This is a genomic window from Microbulbifer maximicatervae (SeqCode) (assembly GCF_052467325.1).
Window position 1 is genome coordinate 1,919,338 of record NZ_CP174310.1, and the last position, 22,899, is coordinate 1,942,236.

The following is a 22,899-nucleotide window of genomic DNA, read 5'->3' on the forward strand; positions in this document are numbered from 1 at the left end:
TCTTCTCACTCAAAACTTGTATTGATACCTCCATATTTACCCCTTGATACAAATTACCTGGCGTAGCGTGTGCACCACTTCCACAAGATCCGACTGGTTCTCCATCACCTGATCAATATCCTTATAAGCGGCAGGAATCTCATCCAGAACGCCCTTATCTTTACGGCATTGCACACCTCGGGTCTGATCTTCCAAGTCCTTTCTGGTAAAACGCTGGCGAGCCGCTGTACGACTCATTTTTCGGCCAGCTCCGTGTGCGCAAGAACAAAAAGATTCCTTATTGCCAAGCCCACGCACGATAAATGACTTAGCCCCCATAGAGCCGGGAATAATTCCCAGTTGATCTCTCTGAGCACTAATAGCCCCTTTGCGAGTCACGAATACATCTCTATCAAAATGGCGCTCGCGAACAACATAATTATGGTGACAGTTAATTGCCTCTGTGGTCAAAGTAAACTTTGGTAAGCTGACCTTCAGGCATCCAAGCACAAGCTTCATCATTTCCTGCCTGTTCCAGCGAGCATATTCCTGCGCCCAATTAACCGCTTCAATATAATCGTCAAAATTCTGACAGCCTTCTGAGAAATAGGCCAGATCCTTATCAGGAAGATTGTGCATATGCCCAGCCATATCCCGACGGGCCAGCTGGATAAAATGCTGACCAATAGCATTGCCAATCCCTCGACTCCCTGAATGCAACATCACCCAGACAGCACCACTCTCATCAATACAAATTTCGATAAAGTGATTGCCACCCCCCAATGTACCCATTTGGGTCACCCAGGTTTTTTGTGGCTGATGCAGCTTCTTCAGTAGCCCTGGATGCTTTGAAAACAATCTATCCACACCGGGAGCTAAAAGTTTGCAGGCAGATTCCCTGGCGCTGATCAGTTTATGTCGTCCCTGACCAACCGGCACTTTCACCTCAATGGCGTCCCGCAGTGCTTTCAGATTGTCTGGCAGCTGATGGGCTTGTAGCGAAGTTCGCACCGCATTCATTCCACAACCAATATCCACCCCAACGGCAGCAGGAATTATCGCACTTACCGTTGGGATCACCGATCCTACCGTTGCCCCCTTTCCCAAATGCACATCCGGCATAGCAGCAACATGGGAGTGCACAATAGGAAGCTGGGCAATATTCTTTAACTGTTGCATTGCCTTGGGCTCAATATCATCGGTATAGATTTTTACCGGTACCGTGCCAGGCGGTGCATTTCGATTTAACACTGTTTTTACAGGCATATTTTATCCCTGGATTAATCCACTTAACTGAAACGGCAATCCAAGCTAAAACAAAAAAGCCCCGGCATTTGCCAGGGCTTTTGGAAGGCTTGGCTTGGAAAGCAATATCACTTTCCAAGCTCAAGTGCGTGAAAAGCGATTAAACAAATAAACTCTTGATATCTACATTTCGCATTTCACGGCTCCTTAGTGGTGCGATCCACTTCAAAAATACTGCCAATTAGAATGCCAACCTTGAAACTAGATCAGCAATGGAATTTAGGTGCAGTTTATTCTCATTTGGTACCATGTCAAGCCTGTTTTTTGTCTATCGATAAAAATTCTACCCTGAATTCACTAACCAACTTTTACTTTTCAACATAGCATGAGGGCTCGCTATGCCATAAAATCGTGTTACCGAAATTACAGTCCAGTCGCCACGCCCCCAAAATGACCACTCAAGAACCTACCATTCTCTTTGAAGACGACTACTTACTTGCCGCTTACAAACCAGAGGGATGGCTTGTTCACAGATCAGAAATAGACCGCCATGAAAAGCGTGTACTTTTGCAATATTTGAGGGACCTATGTGGTAACTTTCTTTATCCAGTACATCGACTGGATAAGCCTACCTCCGGTGTTATTATTTTTGCCAAAAGCAGCGAGATTGCTGCGCAGGTACAGCAGCAGTTGGAAAGTGATTTATCATCAAAAAAATATATTGCTGTATGTAGAGGATATAGCCCGGAAGAAGGTGTCATTGACTATGCCCTCCCCCCCGTTGCCGACTTCAAACACCAGAGGAAGCAACCTAAAACGGATCTGCCACGTCAGCAGGCTGTTACGCTGTACCGACGCTTGGAGACTATTGAGTTACCTTATGAGGTTGACCGCTACCCGACCAGCCGGTATTCCCTAGTAGAAATCCAATTGAAAACAGGGCGGCGCCATCAAATAAGAAGGCATTTCAAGCATATCCACCACCCTCTAATTGGCTGCCCGAAATATGGAAAGTCAACCCATAATCGTTTCTTTGCCAACAGGCTCGAGTGCTCTCGACTGCTTTTGCATGCATCTGAGCTCAAGCTTGAACATCCGGTGAGCGGTTCTCAGCTGAAAATACAATGCGAAATACAGGGAAGTTTCTTGCAATTAATTCAGCGATTCAAATGGAAGCTCTAATTTATAAAGCCTCCAAGTTACTCAGAAACCCTCAAGCCTTACATAGTGCATGGGGCGACCTGCCCAGGATAGGAGCACAATGGCGCTGAATCAATAATTTCCGATGTACAGCAGGCTGAGCTTCCGCCATTTAATTGGCCGCACCCAGGGCCGCCACAGGCCCCACACAAGCTGGAACAGCAAGCTCCCGACCCATTGTATATTCCAGCTTTCTCATTTTCGCATACAGCCCCCTTAAGGCCATATATCTTTCTCCCTTGCTTCACTGAAATATTATCAAAGTAGGCATAGACTTTTTTGGAGGGTGACCACAAAGCTGAACTACCGCCGTGAAAAGTACTGAACTGAAATTTATCAATAGCTACCCTATCACTACCAGTCAGCCGTAACCCTTGTTCCTCTACAATTTTTTTGCCATTTATAAATAGCTCGATATATCCGTCAGCATTACTTGCACTGCTATTTAATTGCACAAACAACTCAATCCGATACCAGGTATCCCGTTCAAATCTAAAACTGTCATTCCCTTGATACCCATCTCCACACCGAGCGACTCTATCCTGATGATAGGTATAGAGCCCAACCCTACCCTCCGCACCAAACTTAACCCGCACACTCCAACTCTTCGGATCAATAGGTACGCATCCTGAAGCCTGTCCCCCACCAGCAAGGCCGTGTAGCTTACCGCCCTTAACAAATTCGAAGTTCCGATGAAACTTCACATCGTAAGCGAGAGTTGCCGATGAAACAGATTTGGCTAATTGGGTTGATGTGCTAATTCTCTCCGAACCCTTTTCATAAGGAATATACTGAGCTTCTAGTGCATACCCATAACCGGGCATTGGAATTAAATTTAAATGCTGATCATCAAATGTTACCAGTGGTTGCAAATCAAAAGTTCTTCGCAACAAGGTAATATCGGTATATTTCATGTAGGGGATCCCAACCCGATATCTACCAGAATTTGAAATTGCACTGAATCTGCCTTGATTTGATGAAAACCCGTATACATAGATCTTCTTTCTTACAAATTTTTTCATTTCCTCATAATTCAAATAGAACTTGAATCCATGGGGAACGCCCTGAGTATCACATATATTGGCAATTCCTTTTGACGACACCTGATCAGCTCTGGAAATTTTTATCGGAAACCCGCTTCTACTATCCCCACCTAGATAAAGACCAACAGAAACTGACTTGAATACTCCTTTCTGACAAGCCCACCCAGAAACAACCAAACCTCCCCCCAAATATTCAACCCGATCAACCCTACCGATCATCTGGGCGAAATCCTGATTACCTGTACTAAATGAAAAAAGAGTCACGAGTAAAAACACAGAAAACATCTTGAATAATACCCGACAGCATTGACATCACTATTAAATATAGAAGCTACTTGTTCGGATGAGCGAGAGCACACACAGTCCAAGACAACTATAAGAAAGCGCGAAAATAAATGTGAAAGCTTGCAAAGACTCCCGCCGCCTTGGCGGAATAATAATGGATTCAAGGGCGTTTAACGCCCTTTAGAAACTTGAAGAAAAAATATTCACTAAGATGAAAGACGCTAGTCACGCCAATGAGGGGAGAGAAACTAAGATCAGTGTTCAGAATTACCGTGAGAAGCCTCTTCTTGAGATTTACTGCGAATCCCAAAGAGCCCCTTGCGCTCAGTTTTACCTTCCGGCTCCGGCTGTAGAAAACTGCGCAATTTATCTTTTTCCCACATGGCATCCTGATAGCCGAGATCGATAAGTTCTTCGATATATGGCCTTTCAAATAATAAATAACTGGCTGCAGAAACACCGCCACCGGGATTGGTCGCACCCGTTGAGCGGAATAACCAGCGTAGCGCCGAGGGAAGGTGACCAAGTTTTCTGCCACTAAGACGCCCTAAACTCTGCGAGGGTTCAATAACAACCGACTCTACCGAACGCAACAATTTCAAATCCGTGTGATCTGTTGGATCCACATAGTCAAGTAACATATTTACTCGATCCAGATGCTCCAAGTCTGCCTCCAAGCTATCGATAAATGCGGCATTGAATAACTGAGCAGCTATTTGTGCCATCGAAGGGGACTCCATCTGCGCAGGACTGTTGCGACTCCCCCAATGGGCTGGAGAACGGTTGTCCGACACACCCACCACAAAGACACGCTTGGCACCGAGATGCAGAGCCGGGCTAATCGGGGCCATCAGACGAATGGCGCCATCGCAAAAATAGACTCCATCCAATTTGACCGCCGGGAAAATGGCAGGAATTGCTGCTGACGCCAATAGGTGGTCCGAAGTTAATTGAGTAGGCACTCCAAAGCGACGAAACCGCTGCCACCCTTTAACATTCTCCGCTCCCTGAAAAAAGCTGACGGACTGCCCTTCACTATAAGAAAGCGCATTAACACTTGTGGCATGCAAATGCCCAGCCGAAATATTTTTTTGAATATTGTCAAAGTTAATCTCGCGCTCAACCAAGCTGCGCAGCGGGCTGTTATCCAGGAGTGCCAAAGGTTTTTGTCTACCCACACCTTGGTTCAAGAGCGAACGACTGATAGAAAACAGGTTTCCAAGTAAACTACGCCAACTGGTGCGATAAACCTGCTCAACACTAAGCTGCAACCAAACTGAGCACATTCTGTCGACGGCTTCTTTAAAGGTGCCTGTATGAGAGGCGAGAAGCATCGCGTTCATAGCTCCTGCAGAGGTGCCGCAGATTATTTGAAAGGGCCGAGGATTATCTTCTGGAACCAGTTCTGCAAGCGCCCTTAAAACGCCCGCTTGATAGGCAGCACGCGCACCTCCCCCAGAGAGAACCAGAGCGTTACGCTGGCCAGGTTTGTTACTTTCACTGTTACTTGTCGACAAAGTTTTCTTCCAATACAACAAGCCCGCAAACAACAGAGTCCGCTTAAAGGCTATTGAGAAAAAAGCCCATATACAACTCAGATTCAGAGTTGTCGGGGATATTTGGTAAGATAAATAGAATCTTTTAAGTGTACTTATTATTCTAAATCAATAGATCTATTAGAGAGCCATATCTACAACGTAACGACCTATTCCATGCCCTCTATTTAAGCGCGCAAGAAACTCTGGAGCCTGATCAAGGCTAATATTCTCCGCAATACTGTCGAGCTTATCGCCGATATACCACTCACTGGCCAACCGCTTCCATACTTCTGCCTTCTTTTCTATCGGCAAAACAGCGCTATCCACACCCAACAAACTAATACCGCGCAAGATAAATGGAAATACATTGGCGTGAAATTGAGCACCTGAAGCCATACCACAAGCAGCCACTCCGCCTCCGTAGCGCAGGGATTTAATGACATTAAAAAGCGTTTCCCCGCCCACAGTATCTACAGCCCAAGCCCACAATGGCTTGGCCATCGCTTTATTGGCAAAAGGGGCCAGTGTATCCCGGTCGAGAACCTTCCATGCGCCCAATCTCGCCAAATAATCAGCGGACTCCAACTTTCCCGTCACTGCTGCGACACGAAAGCCTAGCTTTGCGAGCAAGGCGACGGCAACAGAGCCGACGCCCCCCGTTGAACCTGTTACCAGAATCTCTCCATCCTCAGGAGATGCGCCGGACTCCAGGAGCTTTTCAACACACAGCGCGGCGGTAAAACCCGCCGTACCCAGTGCCATAGACTCCCAAGCTGTTAGGCCCTCGGGGACTGGCAAGGCCCATTGCGGAGGAACGGCAATACGCTCTGCAAGTCCACCAGAAGTATTCATGCCCAAATCGTAGCCATTGACCAATAATTCGGCACCCGGTTGAAACGTCTTGCTCCGATCGAATAGCACTTTGCCCACCGCATCAATACCCGGGGTATGGGGGTAGGTATTAGTAATCCCACGATTGCCAAACGCAGATAAAGAATCTTTGAAATTCAAGGATGAATAACTTACGGCCAACAGCAAGGGGTTATCGGGAAGCTCAGAAAGTTGACGCTCAACAACAGACTGGTCAAACTTTCCCGAAGCTACTTCGGCAACCTGAATTGCCCGAAATTTCTCATCCCTATCTATTTCCATGGGGTATATCCCGCAGCACTATCAACCTGTAACGTTACAACTATTGAGCCTGATGACGCAGAGCTGCCAGCCGTGAAAAGAGACGAGTGACCGCCGATTCCACACCTGCTTCTGCCGCCAGCCCTATTTTCTTAGCAATATTTTTCCGTTCTTTGAATTCCACCTGATACAAGTCGCAGTCCTTAGCACAACTGGTCAAGTATTCATCTGATGTTTTCAGCTCATCGACCAGTCCCAAGGATAGGGCTTTTTGCCCGAACCAAACCTCGCCCGTGGCAACTTTGTCAACGTCGAGTTTTTGACGGTACTCCCCGACAAAGTGCTGAAACAGAATATGGATCTCATCTAAATCTTCTTGGAACTTCTGTTTACCTTCCTCAGTATTTTCACCAAACATGGTTACAGTGCGCTTGTACTGGCCCGCAGTAAACAGTTCGTAATCGATATCATTGCGCTTCAGCAGGCGGTTAAAATTCGGCATCTGAGCTAAAACACCAATAGAGCCCAACATCGCAAAGGGTGCTGCCAGGATACGGTCTGCAACACAGGCCATCATGTAGCCCCCGCTGGCAGCCACTTTATCGACAGCAATAGTCAAATGGATACCTGCACTGCGAATCCTGGTTAACTGGCTGGCGGCTAAGCCATAGTTCGCCACCATGCCCCCAGGGCTTTCAAGACAAAGGAGAACTTCATCTCCGGGCTCTGCCACTTGAAGAATGGCCGTCACCTCTTCACGCAAGTGGGAAAGCGCACTCGCTTTGATATCCCCATTAAATTGCATAACAAAGACACGCTTGCGCTCGGAGACCAACTCCCCTTTTATACTCTTGGACTCATGCTCTCCTTCCTCTTTAGCAACGTCGGAAGAAGTAGCAGCACTTTTCTCCGGCTGCTTTTTGCTCTCAGCTTTATGTTTTTTAGCCAGGGCTTTTTCTTGAGTTTTCTTCTCTTTCGCCATTTGCTTTTTACGACGGGCGAATTCGTGCTTATCCATCACAGCTTCAAGCAGTGTTTCTTTAAACTGCTCATAGCGATCATTCAAATGTGTAACTGTGATATGTCCCTGAACACGCTCTTTCAGCTGCTCTCGATTTGCAAAAATAAAACCTATCAACACCATTAAGGCCACGACAACCGTAACAATTTTGGCTAGAAAAAGGCCGTATTCAATTAAAAATTCCACTTAGACTCCATTTTCCGTCATAACTAATTTTTATTTAGCTTCAGTATTTTACTGCCAACCTTCCAGGGCGGAAGTTGCTCGCTGATTAAGGGGGCGAGCCAACAAACCGCTGTGGCTAATACGTACCTCGTAAACCGCACCGTCCTCCATAGGTAGAAATGTGGCACTGCCATATACCGCATCAACAAAGGGCAACTTGCGATCAACACCGCGTACAAACTGCCAAACATCCACGCCATAGTTCGCCCCCTCTATTTCATGGACAGAACGCTCGCGAGCTCGCTCATCCTGCAGCGTGAGATAGCGACCACTCAACCTATCTAGACGATAAGCGGGCTTAATTCCCCAGCGGGCTAATGGACCCTGCCACTTGAGCATTCGGGCATCCAACTGCCACTGATCCCCAAGCAATTCAAACTTTTGCGCTATACCATCCGCATCGGAAAACTTGACTTCAAATTGCTGCTCGGCAATTTTTCGAAACGAAACAATGCCAACACTGTGCTCTTCAGCCAGGTTTCTATAGCTGTAAACATCTGCTGCAATCAGAACAATCCAAAGGGCAGTTGCAAAAAGAAAAAGACCGGCGAAACCACGTATAAACCCCAGGAACCAATTTCCCGATAGCAGGACTCGCGCGCCCCAAAACACTAACAACAACGCCAGGATGGCAATAATAAAGGTAATCGCTATATACATTATGATTTCTACTCCCTGATACTGCGCAACATCTTTAAACCAACCTTACGGGCGGTTCTTCGTTGCAGCCTTTTCAACAAAAGTGTGGATCAAGCGGCCGGACAGGGTTTGTATGGGCGGTATAGCTGGCAATGAACTGTAGTGGAACCAGTCTGCCTCTTCTATCTCATTGGGGTCCAAGCACAATCCCCCACCTTGCCACTCCGCCAAATACCCGATCATCAACTGCCCGGGAAAAGGCCAGGACTGGCTCCCCACATACTCCAGGGCACCCACTTTGAGCCCCACTTCCTCATAGACTTCACGCACCAGCGCTTGCTCAGCACTCTCACCGGGCTCTATAAACCCAGCGAGGGCTGTATAAGTTGCATTTCGACGCGAGGCATGACGAGCCAAGAGACACTCATCTCCCCGGGTAACAAGCATAATTACACAGGGGGAGATTCTGGGGTAGACAGTGAGATCACAAGCCGGGCAGGTGCGAGCGCGATCATTAGAGTGATAGATGGTGGGAGTGCCACAACGACCGCAAAATCGATGTTGGCTATCCCAATGGGAAATCTGTAGCGCCCGCCCAGCCAATGCAAACATCGGCTCCTCAACCAAAGTCAGCAGGCTGCGCAGGTTTCGCCATTCATAGCCGGCAATTTCAACCTGCCGAGACAAAACGTGGACACCACACGCCCGCCCACTTAACTCTCCCAAGTAGTGGCTGGATTGAACAGCCTCCGCTACCAACACCTGGGCGTCGTGGAGGAAAAAATCTCCTCGGCAGAGAATCAGTCCATCAGCAATCAGGATATGCTGGGAAAATTCCGGAACTGCCCACACATTACCCGCTGGGACAAACTTATCTACCAAGGAGACCTCCTTAATTATGCGGCCTCAACGGGATAACCCAGAGCAGTCAAGCTTTCGATAGCGAGACTGAGGGATTGAATATCTGCTTGCCTATGCAGCTTTACCTCTCCCAGATAGTACTCAAGGCTGATAATCGCATCGGCAAAAATATGCAAAGATTGCTCTACTTCAGGACCGGCATCATGGCGGTCGATAACAGTCTCAACAAAGTTCAGCAAACCTTCAACTACGGCCGCCGCTCTACTTAAGTTGAGAACAATCAAGCCTCCGCGCACTGAGTTCAAAGTAGTGGAAACATTGCGAATATGGCCATGATCAAAGTCGGACTCTGCATAGGCCGCTAGCGCTCTCTTAATCAACGCCAAACCGGCTTCGGCCTCTTTAAGTACAGCCACTTCCGCTTCTGCCAACTGGCTGTGCTCAAAGGCAATATCCGCATGACCGTATTCATCCAGATCAATAGAAGTGCTCTGCTTGAGAGCCCTTACCGTGCTATCGACCATCAACACCTGGCCTGTCAGTTTCTGCAGTGCGCTGTCAGCTATGGAACCGCCCGCGCCAGAGGCACTCTGGTATTCCGCAACCGCGCTGCGCAAACTCTCTCCAACCCGCTTAAAATTGAGCATCTGCAAGGTACCGGCCACTCTCTGTAGAGAAGAAGCGAGGCCATCTTCTGCATCCAAGGTAGTAGTACCAATTAACTCAGCGTCATCCAACATTCGGCGCACACCGGACAACTCTTCCTCCAAGGCGTTAGCAACTGCGGTAATTGCCGTGGCGCCAGGGCCCCCAAGGGTGGCTCGCTCCCTCTCTAACTCCTCTTCACTGTAATCAAGAGCCTCTGCGGAGAAGGCTTCCAGCAACTTGCCACCAAAGCCCTCGGGCTTGGAAAGAGTCAGCCAATAGAGGCACTCTTTCAGCAAAATCGGTGGCGCAGGCTGATCTAAAGCTGTATCACACTCTTTTTGTAATGCTCGCAGCCAGCGATCAAACATACTGAAAACCATCACCCGGGATCGACTGATGCGCATTTCCTGGGAGGCCATTCCTGCAAGTGCCGCCCCTGCTACCACCCATAAACGCCCGTTTGGGCGCCCCATGGTGATGCTTGCGATTCTCTCAAGGGCGCGAGACATCATCGTGTACGCTGGGCCCCGAGGTTTACCACGCAACAGAGCCAACAAACCAACCTGGTACATATGACGGAATCGGCGAACAAAGCTATTCAAGTCTTCCGACATTACCGCAGAAGCCCCTGCACCAGGCACAGCCCCCTCCAAGTTACAACGGAAAAAATGACTTTCCGGCACAGGGGGCTGGGACCGGGCCGCGCGCAAATTATTGATATAGGGAATCAGCAATTCTGGACGGGCAATGGCACGACTTTGGACAAAATCCAAGTAGCGTCCCATTACGTAAAAACCTGTGCCCAGCGCCTCCATCAGTTCTTCTGAGGCGCTCTGTCTCTCCTCTAACACCTCTGTAAGCGCTTTGATTTTCTCTTGGGCGAGGAGCTCAGCTGCCTGGAGCTGCACCATCTGCAATACTCCACTAACCTGCCTGAGTGCAGCCAAGCTCTGTTCGAGAGCCTGCTTTTGGGAAGTATCCGCGGCAAATTTATCCAAGTGTGAGGCGGCATTATCGATGGTAGCTACCAGCTCATCCTTCACTACATTGACAGAAGTGATATTGATCTTGCGCAATTCAGTCTTTGGCTGCACCGCTGCATTCTTCCTATAATCGAACAAAAAACAACCAGATCAGGATGATTCTGGCCTCATTAAGGGCAATTTACCCCAATAAATAAAAGAGTCCACCTTTCGCCAAACAATTTCCACCGAATAATCGACAAATAACCTAGCGACGGGGCTGAAGCCCCTAAATTACTTGAATTTTCCAGAAAACCCAGTAGCGTTTGCTACTTTCAAGTTTAAAGCTGTACGTTTTTTTGTGTTAAAGAACAAAAACCAATCAATCTGTGCACAATAAACCCGGGGAAGCACGCAGCGATAATTGAGCTCAGGTATCTATTTCGCATACACCGCCGATTCCCAAAGATTCCATTTTGACCCACACCAATGGGTTAACCAAGGAAGTAAATGATGAACACTTACAACAACACCATTGCGGCATCCGGCGGCGGATTTGGTCGCGCCTTTGCCGAAAATTTTCTCGGCGAAGCGCCTGATTGGTACAAATTGACCATAGCCGCCTTTTTGCTTCTCAACCCATTAATACTGTATGTATCGGGGCCTTTTGTAACAGGCTGGGTCCTTATTGCAGAATTCATTTTTACCCTGGCGATGGCCCTGAAGTGTTACCCACTTCAACCCGGCGGACTGATCGCAATTGAAGCCGTATTGATGGGTATGACAAGTACCGATGCCGTCTACCACGAGGTAGTTGAGAATATCGAAGTTATTCTGCTGCTTATGTTTATGGTGGCCGGCATTTACTTTATGAAGAGCCTGCTTCTGTATGTATTCACTAAAATTTTGATTAATGTGAAATCAAAATCACTGCTGTCATTACTTTTCTGTGCTGTCTCCGCAGTGCTGTCAGCATTCTTAGATGCCTTGACCGTAACCGCTGTCCTGATTGCGGTTGCCGTAGGCTTTTACTCGGTCTATCACCGGGTCGCCTCCCAGCAGCCACACCACCACCATGACCACGACCACTCCAACGATGAGCATGTCGTAGAGTATCACCGCGAGGACCTGGACCAGTTTCGAGCCTACCTTCGCAGCCTGATTATGCATGGCGCTGTAGGTACTGCTCTCGGTGGTGTTTGCACCTTGGTTGGAGAACCGCAAAACCTACTGATCGCTGAGAAAGCCGGATGGGAATTTGTACAGTTTTTCCTGCAGATGGCTCCAGTAACTATTCCAACATTCTTTGCCGGCCTAGCTACTTGTTTCTTTTTGGAGAAAATCAAAAGGTTTGGCTACGGAGCCCAGCTCCCTAGTGCCGTACGTGAAGTGCTGGTTAATTTTTCCAAAGAGGAAGAGAAAAAGCGTACCTCTGCACAGGTTGCCGAGCTGTGGATTCAGGGTATTGTCGCTGTGGTTCTGGTATTTGCCCTGGCATTTCATGTTGCCGAAGTCGGTATCATTGGCCTGATGATTATTGTACTTCTGACCTCGTTTAACGGCGTTGTTCAAGAAGCTAGAATCGGTCACGCATTTGAAGAGGCGCTGCCATTTACTGCACTGCTCGTGGTTTTCTTCGCAATTGTTGCAGTGATCCACCAGCAGCACCTATTCGAGCCAGTAACCAACTTCGTCCTCGCACAAAAGCCCGAACAGCAGCCAGGATTGCTATTCCTAGCAAACGGTATTTTGTCGATGATTAGCGACAATGTTTTTGTGGCAACGGTTTACATTAACGAAGTTAAAGCTGCCCTCACCGCAGGTGACATTACCCGAGAACATTTTGACAAGCTGGCCATTGCCATCAATACCGGAACCAACCTACCCAGCGTTGCCACTCCCAATGGACAAGCTGCATTTTTGTTCCTGCTAACATCGGCCCTGGCACCTCTCATACGCCTATCTTATGGCCGCATGGTGATCATGGCTCTGCCCTACACCATCGTACTGAGTATTGTTGCTTTGATTTGCGTGGTCTACGCGATCTAAAGAGAGCTTGTATAAGAGACTATCTGGATGGGTGGGGATTGATAATTCCCACCCATCCAGAAAAAGAAAAGCGCAATAAACATCAAGATTAAAGAAAACACCTCTTCATTGATGTGCTACCAGAAGTGTTTGCCCGCTGATTTCTCCAGCAATCCTAGCATCGATTGATGCGCTTCAGCTTCCTGTGGCGTAGCACGCGCTACTAGCAGGGGCGCGCGATCTGCCGATAGGCGACGAATGGCTTCACCCGCCGCATCATTTTCCGCCTTCTTACCTTCCTCCCCTTCCGAGGAATCACCCTGTGCCAACACCAAATCGGTTTGGCCACCGGTCATCATCAGGTAGACGTCGGCAAGAATCTCCGCATCCAGCAATGCGCCGTGCAAATCCCGCTGGGAGTTATCGACAAAGTAGCGCTTACAAAGGGCGTCCAGATTGTTTTTCTGCCCGGGGTGCTTTTCCCGGGCCATTGTCAGGGTATCCAAAACCCCACAATGCGCATTGACATTGCGCCAGCGCGGATTACCCAGCAGCCTCAGCTCAGCATCAATAAAACCGACATCGAAGGGCGCGTTGTGAATAACCAGCTCTGCACCTTCACAGAAGGTCATAAATTCATCGGCGATCTGAGCGAATACGGGTTTGTCCGCCAGGAATTCATTAGTAATTCCATGGACCTCAATAGCCCCATCTTCCACTTGTCGCTGAGGATTGATGTACTGGTGGTAATGGCGGCCAGTCAACTTTCGGTTAACCAACTCCACACAACCAATTTCAATGATCCGATGACCGCTTTTGGGGTCGAGACCTGTTGTCTCTGTATCGAGAACTACTTGACGCATGTGTAATTTCCCCTTCAGGACTCCAGCTCATCGACACCGCGATTTGCCAACTGGTCAGCCCGCTCATTACCCGGGTGACCCGCATGGCCTTTTACCCAGTGCCACTGCACTTCATGCTGAGCGACGCTCTCATCCAGCTGACGCCACAAGTCTGCATTCTTTACAGGTTTTTTACTCGCTGTCTTCCAGCCATTCTTTTTCCAATTATTAATCCACCCAGTAATCCCCTGGCGTAGATACTGGGAGTCAGTATGCAAATCAATTTTGCACGGCTGTTTAAGAGCCTCCAGGGCTTTTATCGCAGCCAGCAGCTCCATGCGATTGTTGGTAGTATGTGCCTCACCACCAAACAGCTCTTTCTCCCGCTCACCATAAACCAACAAGGCACCCCAGCCGCCAGGACCAGGATTGCCGCGACAAGCGCCATCTGTATAGATAGTAATTTGTTTCAAAACTTACGCCAAAAGTAGATATGAGGCCGATTTTAAATGAAATCAGCGCTTATGATGCTTCCCGCGTGCTGCAACGCGAGGGCTCGACGGGGTGGCAACCAGAGCGGGTTTTCTCTCGGCCCGCCAATTAATTTTAATGGTGCGAACACGTGCCACTTCTTTGCGGGCGACTATGATGTAAAAGCCCCCCCAAGGCAAGTGCAAGCGGGAGCCGAAGCGCTCCATCCAGGCAGTTTTGGATAACAACTCCTTCTGCTGTAATGGCAAGCGGAAAAACCCGCGATCTATCCTGTCGGCTTGCAGGTCCAACAGATTCATCCAGTCGGCAATTCGGGCGGCCCGCAGTTGATTTCCGCGCTGGTAGGCCCCCCTGGAAAACAGCAGACGAGACAAGCCCAGCAAGGAAAACGGGTTAAAACCGATTAACAGCATGTGACCGCCGGGTATCAAAACCCTGGCCGCTTCCCGCAGAATCTGGTGAGGGTGACTGGAGAAATCCAGCAGGTGATGCAGCAGTACTACATCAATAGAATCGGAAGGAAGTGGTAATTGCTCAAACTCGACTATTGCAGCCCCATCCTGCTCCGCTGTCGCCCCCAATCGAAAACGATGATTGATACGACTAGAGGCTGCAAAATCGACAGAATGGGTCACACTGGCCTGGAGAAGGTGGTAACCGAAAAAGCCCTCTACCAGGGGCTGGGCCAATGCCAGTTGTTGCGAGAGAATTTCCTCACCCAATGAACTTGAAAACCAATGGGACAGCGCCGGACAAACCTTGCCAAGAGGGGATAAGTCCTCATCATTACCAGGTCTGAACTTTCCGGTCATCATATCTCCATAGATTGAGTCGAGTGCGCTTTTTTTAATTTTACACTCGGGTGATCCCGCCAAAACCTTACTCTAAGCAAATCGGCCCATATGTAACAGATCACACGAGTATTCACCTTCCGTGATATTGTTCTTCCATTCAGTGAAAAGACGATCCGATTATGCTATCCATTACGCCAATCCCCGCCTTTAATGACAACTATATCTGGCACCTGCAACAGGATGGTCAGCACTGGGTGGTCGATCCTGGTGATTCAGCGCCTGTTGAAAAGGCTCTTCAGGGGAATAAACTTAATGGCATTCTTATCACTCACCACCACTATGATCACACTGGTGGCATCAAGCAGCTTTCCAATCAATATCATTGCCCCATTTACGGCCCAGAAGACATACCTGGCGTCACGCACCCAATTGCCGGTGGCGATTCCCTGCAAATCCTCGGCATGCCCCTCCAAATATACGCCGTACCGGGGCACACTCTAGACCACTTGGCTTTGGTTTTGTATGAAACCACAGGGGCAGCCAAGGAACAATTACACCTTTTTTGCGGTGACACTCTCTTTTCTGCAGGTTGTGGCAGGTTATTCGAAGGTAGCCCTGAGCAGATGTATCATTCGCTGCACAAGCTCAGCCAGTTACGCCCTGCAACCTTAGTATATCCGGCACATGAGTACACGCTCGCTAACCTAAAGTTTGCTCAAGCGGTAGAACCCAAAAACCAAGCTATTGAAAAAAGGATTTCCCAGTGTGCGGTATTGCGGTCGGATAACAAGCCAACCCTACCTTCAACTATCGCTCTGGAATTGGACACCAACCCATTTCTTCGCTGCGCATATCCGGATGTCAGACAGGCTGTGGCCCACCTTCAAACCGATCCATTTCCCGAAAATGATGATGTAGCCGTTTTTACAAGCTTACGCGACTGGAAGGATAACTTCTAAGCCCCAACTTCGCCTAAACTCCTCTCAAACTGGATAACAAACTAACAATTTGTATGCTTTTTAACCAACGATATTGACCGAAACTAATTTGCTTAATTAGAATCAAAAGTAATTGACCAAATGCCTGATGCTTTACCAATAATTGTTCTGAAATGCGTCGGGATGAATTAAAAGAAGACTCGCGGATATCACACATGGTTCACAAGAATTTTGCCGTAGCATTATTAGCTGCTACGGTAGGAGCCTGCTCGCAATTGCCGGAACAGGGGCCTACGCCTGAAACTGAAAATATCCCTGCAGAGGAAACCTCTGTCGCGAGTGATCCCGTTGTAAAAAAACACGAGCCTACAAAGGCCGCCCAACCTCCGGTGGATATTTGGGCCCGACTGCGCCAGGGGTTCGCCATGGACCATCGCACCGGTGACCCTAAGGTAAAGGAATATATTGCTTACTTTGCCCGTAATGAGGGCTATATGGCTCGTGTAAGCGAGCGCTCCCGCCGTTATATTTTCCATGTTGCCGAACAGCTGGAACAGGCAAACCTTCCCTTGGAGCTGGCACTGCTCCCCATTGTCGAGAGCGCCTACGACCCCTTTGCTTACTCCCATGCCCGAGCCTCCGGAATGTGGCAGTTTATCCCGGCCACCGGGCGCTCATTTGGACTTGAACAAAACTGGTGGTACGACGGCCGCCGCGATGTCCACGAATCCACCCAGGCCGCAGCAAAGTATTTCAATTACCTCCACGATCGCTTTGACGGGGACTGGGAGCTGGCACTGGCCGCGTACAACGCCGGCGAAGGCACAGTTCGCAGAGCCGTAGAAAGAAATCGCCGCAGTGGGCTCGGCACCAGTTATTGGGACCTTAAACTGCCTCGGGAAACCAGAAGCTACGTGCCCCAGCTATTAGCACTGGCAGAGGTAATATCCCGCCCCGACCACTACAAGATTCCGCTACATGACGTCGCCAACAAACCCTACTACGCCCGTGTCGATGTAGGCAGTCAGATCGATCTGGCCCAAGCTGCAGAACTTGCAGAAATTGAGATTGAAGAGCTGTACCTACTGAACCCAGGCTATAACCGCTGGGCAACCGACCCCAACGGAAACCACCAACTACTGATTCCAATAGAGACCCAGGAAAAGTTTGAGAACGCCCTGGCACAACTTCCCAAGGAAGAGAGGGTGAGCTGGCAGCGCTACACCATTGCCCGAGGCGACACCCTTTCCACTATCGCTCGCCGCTACCAGACCACCGTGGGAGCTATACGCGAGATAAACAAACTGCGGAACAATAATATTCGCGCCGGTAAAACACTGTTAATCCCCAGCGCATCGGGCCCTGCAGGACAGTATGCCTACGCACTCGATCAGCGAGTTAAACGCAAGCAGTCTTCCGGCAAGGGCCAGAAAGTTAATTACACTGTACGCCCTGGCGACAGCCTTTGGGGGATTTCACGCAAGCTGGATGTGACCGTAAAGCAACTGGCCAGCTGGAACAGCATGGCACCGGGAGACACCCTGCGCCCTGGACGCACCCTGGTAGCTTACAACGGCTCCCCCGCAGCATCAGAGAACAACCGCACTACCCGCAAAGTTTCTTATCGGGTACGCAGCGGTGACTCTCTATATCGGATAGCCAATAAATTCAGTATCGAAATCGATGATATTCTCCGCTGGAATAAAATAAACAAGTCCAAGTATTTACAACCCGGACAGCGCTTAACCTTATTTGTGGATAGTGCCAGCAACACTTAAAGCGCGCACTTCCCTACAGGAGTTAGCCATAAAAAAACCCGGCAATTGCCGGGTTTTTTTATGGCTCGATAACAACCGTTACTCGGCAGAAGAGGTCAGGTCGATTTTTGCCTGATCGGACAAGTAGCGCTGGATTGCTGCTAACTCAGCCCCACCATTTACAGAGGCCAATTGCTGCATCAGTGCCTGACGCTGCTCTTTGCTCTGCTTGGACAGTTCGCCCGGGCGCACGCTGCGCAGATCGAGAACTACCAGATCACCATTATTTGTAGCGAAGCTGGTCACTTCATCTTTGCCAGCAGATGGTGCAGGCAATGCAAATGCCTTGGCATTAATCTCGCCGCGCTGAGCAAAACCACCGCGACGAGTTTTATCACTGGTCTCCAGGGTTAAACCTTGCGCTTCCACCAGTTCCGCAAAACTAGTACCAGTAGCGAGTTTCTCTTTCAGCTCTTCCGCTTGCTTAGCCAACTGCTCACTGGCCTTATCACGCTTCAAACGGTCAACAATTTGCTGGCGAACCTCTTCCAGAGGGTAGGTACCTGCGGGCTTAGAGTCGGTGACCCGCAAAACGACAGAGTGCTCATTGTTCAGGTTGATCACATCTGAAGTATTGCCATCCTCCTTCACTTCCACAGAGAAGGCAGCCTCGATAACCTGCCCGTTAGAAAGCACGCCAGATGCGCTCTCGCGCGAAAACAGATCGGCAGTCTTCAGGGGAACACCCAACTCTTCAGCGGGCTCAGCCAGGCTATCCGCGTTGTATGCCAGATCGGCAAGACGGGACAAGGCATCAACAAACTCTCGCTCGGCAACAGATGACCGCAGTCGCTTTTCGATCGCCACTTTTTGCTCTTCAAAGCTCGGCGGTTCACTCTGCTCTACTTCCAACAGCTTGATAAAGTGAGTTCCACTATCGGTGGTCACTGGAGCAGAAACCTGACCCACTTCAAGCGCGGCCAAGGCCTGCTCGAATGCCTCTGGGAATACATCACCCGTGGTGTAACCCAACTCACCACCTTCCTCCGCAGAGCCTACGTCTTGGGAGTAAGTCTTTGCCAACTCGGCAAAATCTTCGCCGGCATCCAGTTTGCTCTGAATCTCAGCAATCTTTTCTGCGTCAGCTTCTTCAAGCAAAATATGTGCAGCGCGACGGCGAAGTTTCGATTCGAATCCTGTCAGCTCTTGCTCGTACTGAGCGCGAACATCACTTTCAGAAATATCAATGTTACCGGCAAATACTCCAGGAGTTAGCTCGATATACTCAACCGCCACCTGCTCTGGACGCTGGTATTGCCCTTGATTCTCTTGGTAGTACTGTTCTACCTCAGCATCTGAAACCTGAGTCTCTGCTAGCAGGCCTTCAACAGGCATCACCACGTAATCAAAATCACGCTCTTCCATAGAGGCCGCAACAATTTGTTCTGCATCCGCCTGGGTAGTAAAAGCACTTTCAACCACACTGTTTGCATACTGCTCCAACGCCATATCATTTTCCATAATCTGGCGGAAGCCTGCGGGGCTATACCCCATACGACGCAAAGCATCGCGATACATCTGCGGATCAAAACTGCCGTTCACCTGAAAAGCCGGGATTCCCACGATCGCTCTGTCGACCGCCGCAGAGCTCATCACCATACCGCTGTCCTGGGCGGCTTGGCGCATCACAGCACTGGAAACCAACTGGCGTAAAACTGGCTCACGCAACTGCTCATCGCTGATTAAATCAGCGGGCACATCTTCGCCGTACTGACTAATGATCATATTGCGGCGATTTTGAATTGCGCGTTGCAAATCCAAGTTTGTAATTTTTTCGCCATTAACCTCGGCTACCGCATCGGCAGCACCTCCACTGGCACCGGTGAAGAAATCAATTCCCCCAATGACCATAATAAAACCGAAAAAGGCTGCGACAATAATCGCGGCTGTCCCTTTCAGGTTGTCACGCATGGACTGAAGCATGCTCAGCTCCGAAAATTAATTGTTTTAACTGCTATCAGATACAAAAAAGGCGTATCCCAACTGACACGCCTCTTTGACAATCAGACTCTTTTACAAAGTCTCAAAGCCTGCTGAAAACTTAGTTTACAGCGTCTTTCAGGGCTTTACCGGCCTTGAAGTTAGGAATTTTTGCCGCAGCGATTTCAATGGGATCGCCAGTGCGAGGATTGCGACCAGTACGAGCTGCACGCTCTTTCACAGCAAAGGTACCGAAGCCAACGAGGGCAACTTGATCACCTTTTTTCAGGGCATCAGTGATGCTATCAACCATTGCGTCCAAAGCACGGCCAGCTGCTGCTTTTGGAATATCTGCAGATGCGGCAATTGCTTCAATCAGTTCGGACTTATTCACGCTTAATCCCTCTGTTCTTTTTAAATATGCTTCGGGTGATCTACAAGAGACACCCATACTTTAAATTTTTTAGCCTTCGGCAATTTACGCGCCGGGCAATAAGCCCCGTTTTATACCAACTGCCCAGAAGCGGGTCAAGGAACCATGCGGGTTTCCGGGCAGATGCACACTTTTCAAGCAGCGCAGACAGCCTGATTGGCGAAGTTTTGGCCTTGTAAGTTGTAAAGGGGCGACAAAAGTCACCCCATTACAAGAGTCAGTGAGTTTGGATTCCGCGCTGCGAGCGCTCCTCTGCCTTTTTTTGTAAGGCGGAATACTCTTCATCAGACAGGGATTCAGGCTTGTGCTCGAGCGCCAGCTCAAGTACCTGATCGATCCACTTGACGGGCCTAACTACCAAATCCTGAAGAATATTATCGGGAATATCCTTCAGATCTCGCTCATTATCAGCAGGAATCAGTACAGTTTTTATACCGCCCCGATGCGCTGCCAATAACTTTTCTTTAAGACCACCAATTCTTAAAACTTCTCCACGCAGAGTAATTTCTCCTGTCATCGCCACATCTGAGCGAACGGGAATATCCGTTAACACAGACACCAAAGCGGTGCACATGGCAATACCCGCCGAAGGGCCATCTTTGGGGGTGGCACCTTCAGGCACGTGGATATGAATATCCCGGGTCTCGTGGAAGTCCGGACCTATTCCCAGTGCCTGGGAGCGAGAACGCACAACCGTCAAGGCCGCCTGAATAGACTCCTGCATAACATCGCCGAGGGAGCCGGTTTTGATCATGCGTCCTTTACCCGGCACAGCTGAAGCCTCAATGTTAAGAAGCTCACCACCCACCTCGGTCCAGGCGAGACCGGTAACAATTCCGATTTTGTCCTCTTCCTCTGCACGGCCAAAATCAAACTTGCGAACACCGAGAAGCTCTTCAAGTTGCTCTGGCTGTATTACAGCCTTCCTCTCTGAAGGATTGCGAACGTGCTCGGTTACTACCTTGCGACAGATCTTGGCAATCTCCCGATCCAGGCCACGCACACCCGCTTCACGGGTGTAGTAGCGGACAATATCTCGAATACTGTCATCGGAGAGATCCAGCTCATCATCTTTAAGACCGTTGGCTTTACGCTGCTTCGGCACAAGATAGCGCTGTGCAATATTCAGTTTTTCGTCCTCGGTATAACCGGGGATTCGAATAACTTCCATACGGTCCAGCAATGGACCTGGAATATTCATCGAGTTAGAGGTGCAGACAAACATCACATCGGAAAGGTCATAGTCCACTTCCAAATAGTGGTCATTAAAGGTTTTATTCTGCTCTGGATCCAAAACCTCAAGAAGCGCTGAGGCGGGATCGCCGCGCTGATCCATCCCCATTTTGTCGACTTCGTCGAGCAGGAACAGGGGATTCTTCACTCCAACTTTCGAAATTTTCTGAATCAGCTTGCCCGGCAGTGAGCCAATATAAGTGCGTCGATGCCCGCGAATCTCAGCTTCATCGCGAACGCCCCCCAGGGCCATACGCACATACTGACGATTTGTTGCTCTAGCAATAGATTGACCGAGGGAGGTTTTACCCACCCCGGGAGGACCAACCAAACATAAGATCGGCCCTTTCACTTTCTTCACTCGCTTCTGCACTGCGAGGTATTCAAGAATCCGCTCTTTAACCTCTTCCAAGCCGTAGTGTTCTTTCTCGAGAATTTCCTCGGCCTTAACCAAATCGTGTCTCACCCGGCTGGCTTTTTTCCAGGGCAGGCTCAACATCCAGTCGATATAACTGCGTAAAACCGAAGCTTCCGCAGACATAGGCGACATCATTTTCAATTTAGCCAGCTCAGCGCGGGTTTTCTTCTCTGCCTCCGCACTCATGCCGGATTCGGCAATTTTGTTTTCCAGCTCTTCAATTTCATTGGGCTCTTCGGTGATCTCGCCCAATTCTTTTTGAATCGCCTTCATCTGCTCATTGAGATAATACTCGCGTTGGCTTTTCTCCATCTGCTTTTTCACACGCCCACGAATGCGTTTTTCCACCTGAATCAGGTCGATTTCAGCATCCATAAGGCCCAGCAAATGCTCCAAACGCTCTTTAACACTGAGAGTCTCCAGAAGCTCTTGCTTCTGAGCCAGCTCAAGGGACATATGTGCAGAAATGGTATCTGCCAAACGGCCAGGCTCATCAATTCCCGACAGAGAGGTAATAACCTCATTGGGGACTTTCTTACTTACAGAAACGTACTGTTCAAACTGAGACATCACAGAGCGCACAAGGGCATCTGCTTCGCCTTCCGGCAACTCCTGCGTTTCCATCGGCGAAACGGTTGCCTCGAAATGGTTCTCCCTCTCCATCACTTCGTGGATATTTACGCGCTCCCCCCCTTCTACTAGCACCTTCACAGTGCCATCGGGGAGTTTGAGTAACTGCAAGACACTGGCAATAGTGCCCACGCGATAGATATCGTCTGCACCTGGGTCATCCTCAGATGCCTTTCGCTGCGCCACAAGCAATACCTGCTTATCCCTGCGCATGGCCTCTTCCAGGGCCTCTATGGACTTTTCCCTGCCGACAAAAAGCGGGATCACCATATGGGGGTAAACAACAACATCGCGCAATGGCAACAACGGATATTCAAGTGTGGTGTCGGATGACTGATCCATAGAACTCCTCTCGGCCCTATCACTGGGTATTTGGCGCGGCATCATGCTGCTGTTGGAATTGACAGCTTAACCTGGGCCACCGCCCTTCAGATGCTAGTAATGGGGGGGAAGGGCCCGAAATACAAGTCTAATCTCGCGACCAATTTGTGCCGAGCTAAGAGTGCTATTCGAGCCAGGAATACCCAGACAGGTGGTTAGATACCCGGGTAATCAGAAAAAACTATAAAAAAAGCCC

At 49.3% G+C, this 22,899-nt stretch carries 18 protein-coding genes; 4 read left to right on the forward strand and 14 right to left on the reverse strand.

The genetic code is table 11. The features are described 5' to 3' along the window. Positions 1-36: 36 nt before the first annotated feature. Positions 37-1,245 (reverse strand): RtcB family protein, encoded by a 1,209-nt coding sequence (locus ACJJIE_RS08675; protein WP_444894311.1) that lies wholly within the window; start codon positions 1,243-1,245, stop codon positions 37-39. 429 nt (positions 1,246-1,674) lie between these two features. On the opposite strand from ACJJIE_RS08675, the gene ACJJIE_RS08680 reads away from it, so the two are divergent. Further along, a complete protein-coding gene (locus ACJJIE_RS08680) occupies positions 1,675-2,406 on the forward strand; it encodes a pseudouridine synthase (RefSeq protein WP_444894312.1) in 732 nt (243 codons plus the stop codon). A gap of 38 nt (positions 2,407-2,444) precedes the next feature. On the opposite strand, the gene ACJJIE_RS08685 is transcribed toward ACJJIE_RS08680, so the two are convergent. The 7 genes from ACJJIE_RS08685 to ACJJIE_RS08715 all read right to left on the reverse strand — a co-directional run bounded on the left by ACJJIE_RS08685 (position 2,445) and on the right by ACJJIE_RS08715 (position 10,909). Beyond that, on the reverse strand, positions 2,445-3,338 hold the full coding sequence (locus tag ACJJIE_RS08685; protein WP_444894313.1) for a polysaccharide lyase: 894 nt from the start codon (positions 3,336-3,338) through the stop codon (positions 2,445-2,447). 668 nt (positions 3,339-4,006) lie between these two features. Next, a complete protein-coding gene (locus ACJJIE_RS08690) occupies positions 4,007-5,269 on the reverse strand; it encodes a patatin-like phospholipase family protein (protein WP_444894314.1) in 1,263 nt (420 codons plus the stop codon). 159 nt (positions 5,270-5,428) lie between these two features. Continuing rightward, the gene (locus tag ACJJIE_RS08695; RefSeq protein ID WP_444894315.1) at positions 5,429-6,442 is read right to left on the reverse strand and encodes a YhdH/YhfP family quinone oxidoreductase; all 1,014 of its coding nucleotides are present in this window, start codon (positions 6,440-6,442) and stop codon (positions 5,429-5,431) included. 40 nt (positions 6,443-6,482) lie between these two features. Further along, positions 6,483-7,628 carry a protease SohB gene (gene sohB / locus ACJJIE_RS08700; RefSeq protein ID WP_444894316.1) on the reverse strand — a complete coding sequence of 382 codons (1,146 nt, stop codon included), beginning with the start codon at positions 7,626-7,628 and terminating at the stop codon, positions 6,483-6,485. Between the two features lie 48 nt (positions 7,629-7,676). Further along, complete coding sequence (locus tag ACJJIE_RS08705; protein WP_444894317.1) at positions 7,677-8,327, reverse strand: cation/multidrug efflux pump; 651 nt, start codon at positions 8,325-8,327, stop codon at positions 7,677-7,679. Positions 8,328-8,372: 45 nt separating this feature from the next. Then, positions 8,373-9,188 (reverse strand): NAD(+) diphosphatase, encoded by an 816-nt coding sequence (gene nudC, locus ACJJIE_RS08710; protein ID WP_444894318.1) that lies wholly within the window; start codon positions 9,186-9,188, stop codon positions 8,373-8,375. Positions 9,189-9,202: 14 nt separating this feature from the next. Further along, entirely contained in the window at positions 9,203-10,909 is a 1,707-nt protein-coding gene (locus ACJJIE_RS08715) for a FimL-related protein (protein WP_413665183.1), read from the reverse strand. A gap of 381 nt (positions 10,910-11,290) precedes the next feature. Here ACJJIE_RS08715 and nhaB point away from each other — a divergent pair, with 381 nt between their 5' ends. Next, positions 11,291-12,826, forward strand: coding sequence for a sodium/proton antiporter NhaB (nhaB, locus tag ACJJIE_RS08720; RefSeq protein WP_444894757.1), 1,536 nt, complete (start codon positions 11,291-11,293; stop codon positions 12,824-12,826). Positions 12,827-12,942: 116 nt separating this feature from the next. Here nhaB and dnaQ read toward each other — a convergent pair whose 3' ends face one another. The 3 genes from dnaQ to ACJJIE_RS08735 are packed head-to-tail and all read right to left on the reverse strand — an operon-like array spanning position 12,943 to position 14,951. Then, a complete protein-coding gene (dnaQ, locus tag ACJJIE_RS08725; RefSeq protein WP_444894319.1) occupies positions 12,943-13,668 on the reverse strand; it encodes a DNA polymerase III subunit epsilon in 726 nt (241 codons plus the stop codon). Positions 13,669-13,682: 14 nt separating this feature from the next. Next, on the reverse strand, positions 13,683-14,120 hold the full coding sequence (rnhA, locus tag ACJJIE_RS08730; protein ID WP_282933423.1) for a ribonuclease HI: 438 nt from the start codon (positions 14,118-14,120) through the stop codon (positions 13,683-13,685). A 42-nt stretch (positions 14,121-14,162) separates the two neighbouring features. Then, a complete protein-coding gene (locus tag ACJJIE_RS08735) occupies positions 14,163-14,951 on the reverse strand; it encodes a class I SAM-dependent methyltransferase (RefSeq protein ID WP_444894320.1) in 789 nt (262 codons plus the stop codon). Between the two features lie 161 nt (positions 14,952-15,112). Here ACJJIE_RS08735 and gloB point away from each other — a divergent pair, with 161 nt between their 5' ends. Further along, positions 15,113-15,892 carry a hydroxyacylglutathione hydrolase gene (gene gloB / locus ACJJIE_RS08740; protein WP_444894321.1) on the forward strand — a complete coding sequence of 260 codons (780 nt, stop codon included), beginning with the start codon at positions 15,113-15,115 and terminating at the stop codon, positions 15,890-15,892. 194 nt (positions 15,893-16,086) lie between these two features. Further along, on the forward strand, positions 16,087-17,649 hold the full coding sequence (locus ACJJIE_RS08745) for a LysM peptidoglycan-binding domain-containing protein (RefSeq protein ID WP_444894322.1): 1,563 nt from the start codon (positions 16,087-16,089) through the stop codon (positions 17,647-17,649). A gap of 78 nt (positions 17,650-17,727) precedes the next feature. Here ACJJIE_RS08745 and ACJJIE_RS08750 read toward each other — a convergent pair whose 3' ends face one another. The 3 genes from ACJJIE_RS08750 to lon all read right to left on the reverse strand — a co-directional run bounded on the left by ACJJIE_RS08750 (position 17,728) and on the right by lon (position 22,664). After that, the gene (locus ACJJIE_RS08750) at positions 17,728-19,611 is read right to left on the reverse strand and encodes a SurA N-terminal domain-containing protein (protein ID WP_444894323.1); all 1,884 of its coding nucleotides are present in this window, start codon (positions 19,609-19,611) and stop codon (positions 17,728-17,730) included. 118 nt (positions 19,612-19,729) lie between these two features. Beyond that, complete coding sequence (gene hbs / locus ACJJIE_RS08755; protein WP_282933428.1) at positions 19,730-20,059, reverse strand: non-specific DNA-binding protein Hbs; 330 nt, start codon at positions 20,057-20,059, stop codon at positions 19,730-19,732. Between the two features lie 199 nt (positions 20,060-20,258). After that, on the reverse strand, positions 20,259-22,664 hold the full coding sequence (lon, locus tag ACJJIE_RS08760) for an endopeptidase La (protein ID WP_444894324.1): 2,406 nt from the start codon (positions 22,662-22,664) through the stop codon (positions 20,259-20,261). Between the last annotated feature and the right edge of the window lie 235 nt (positions 22,665-22,899).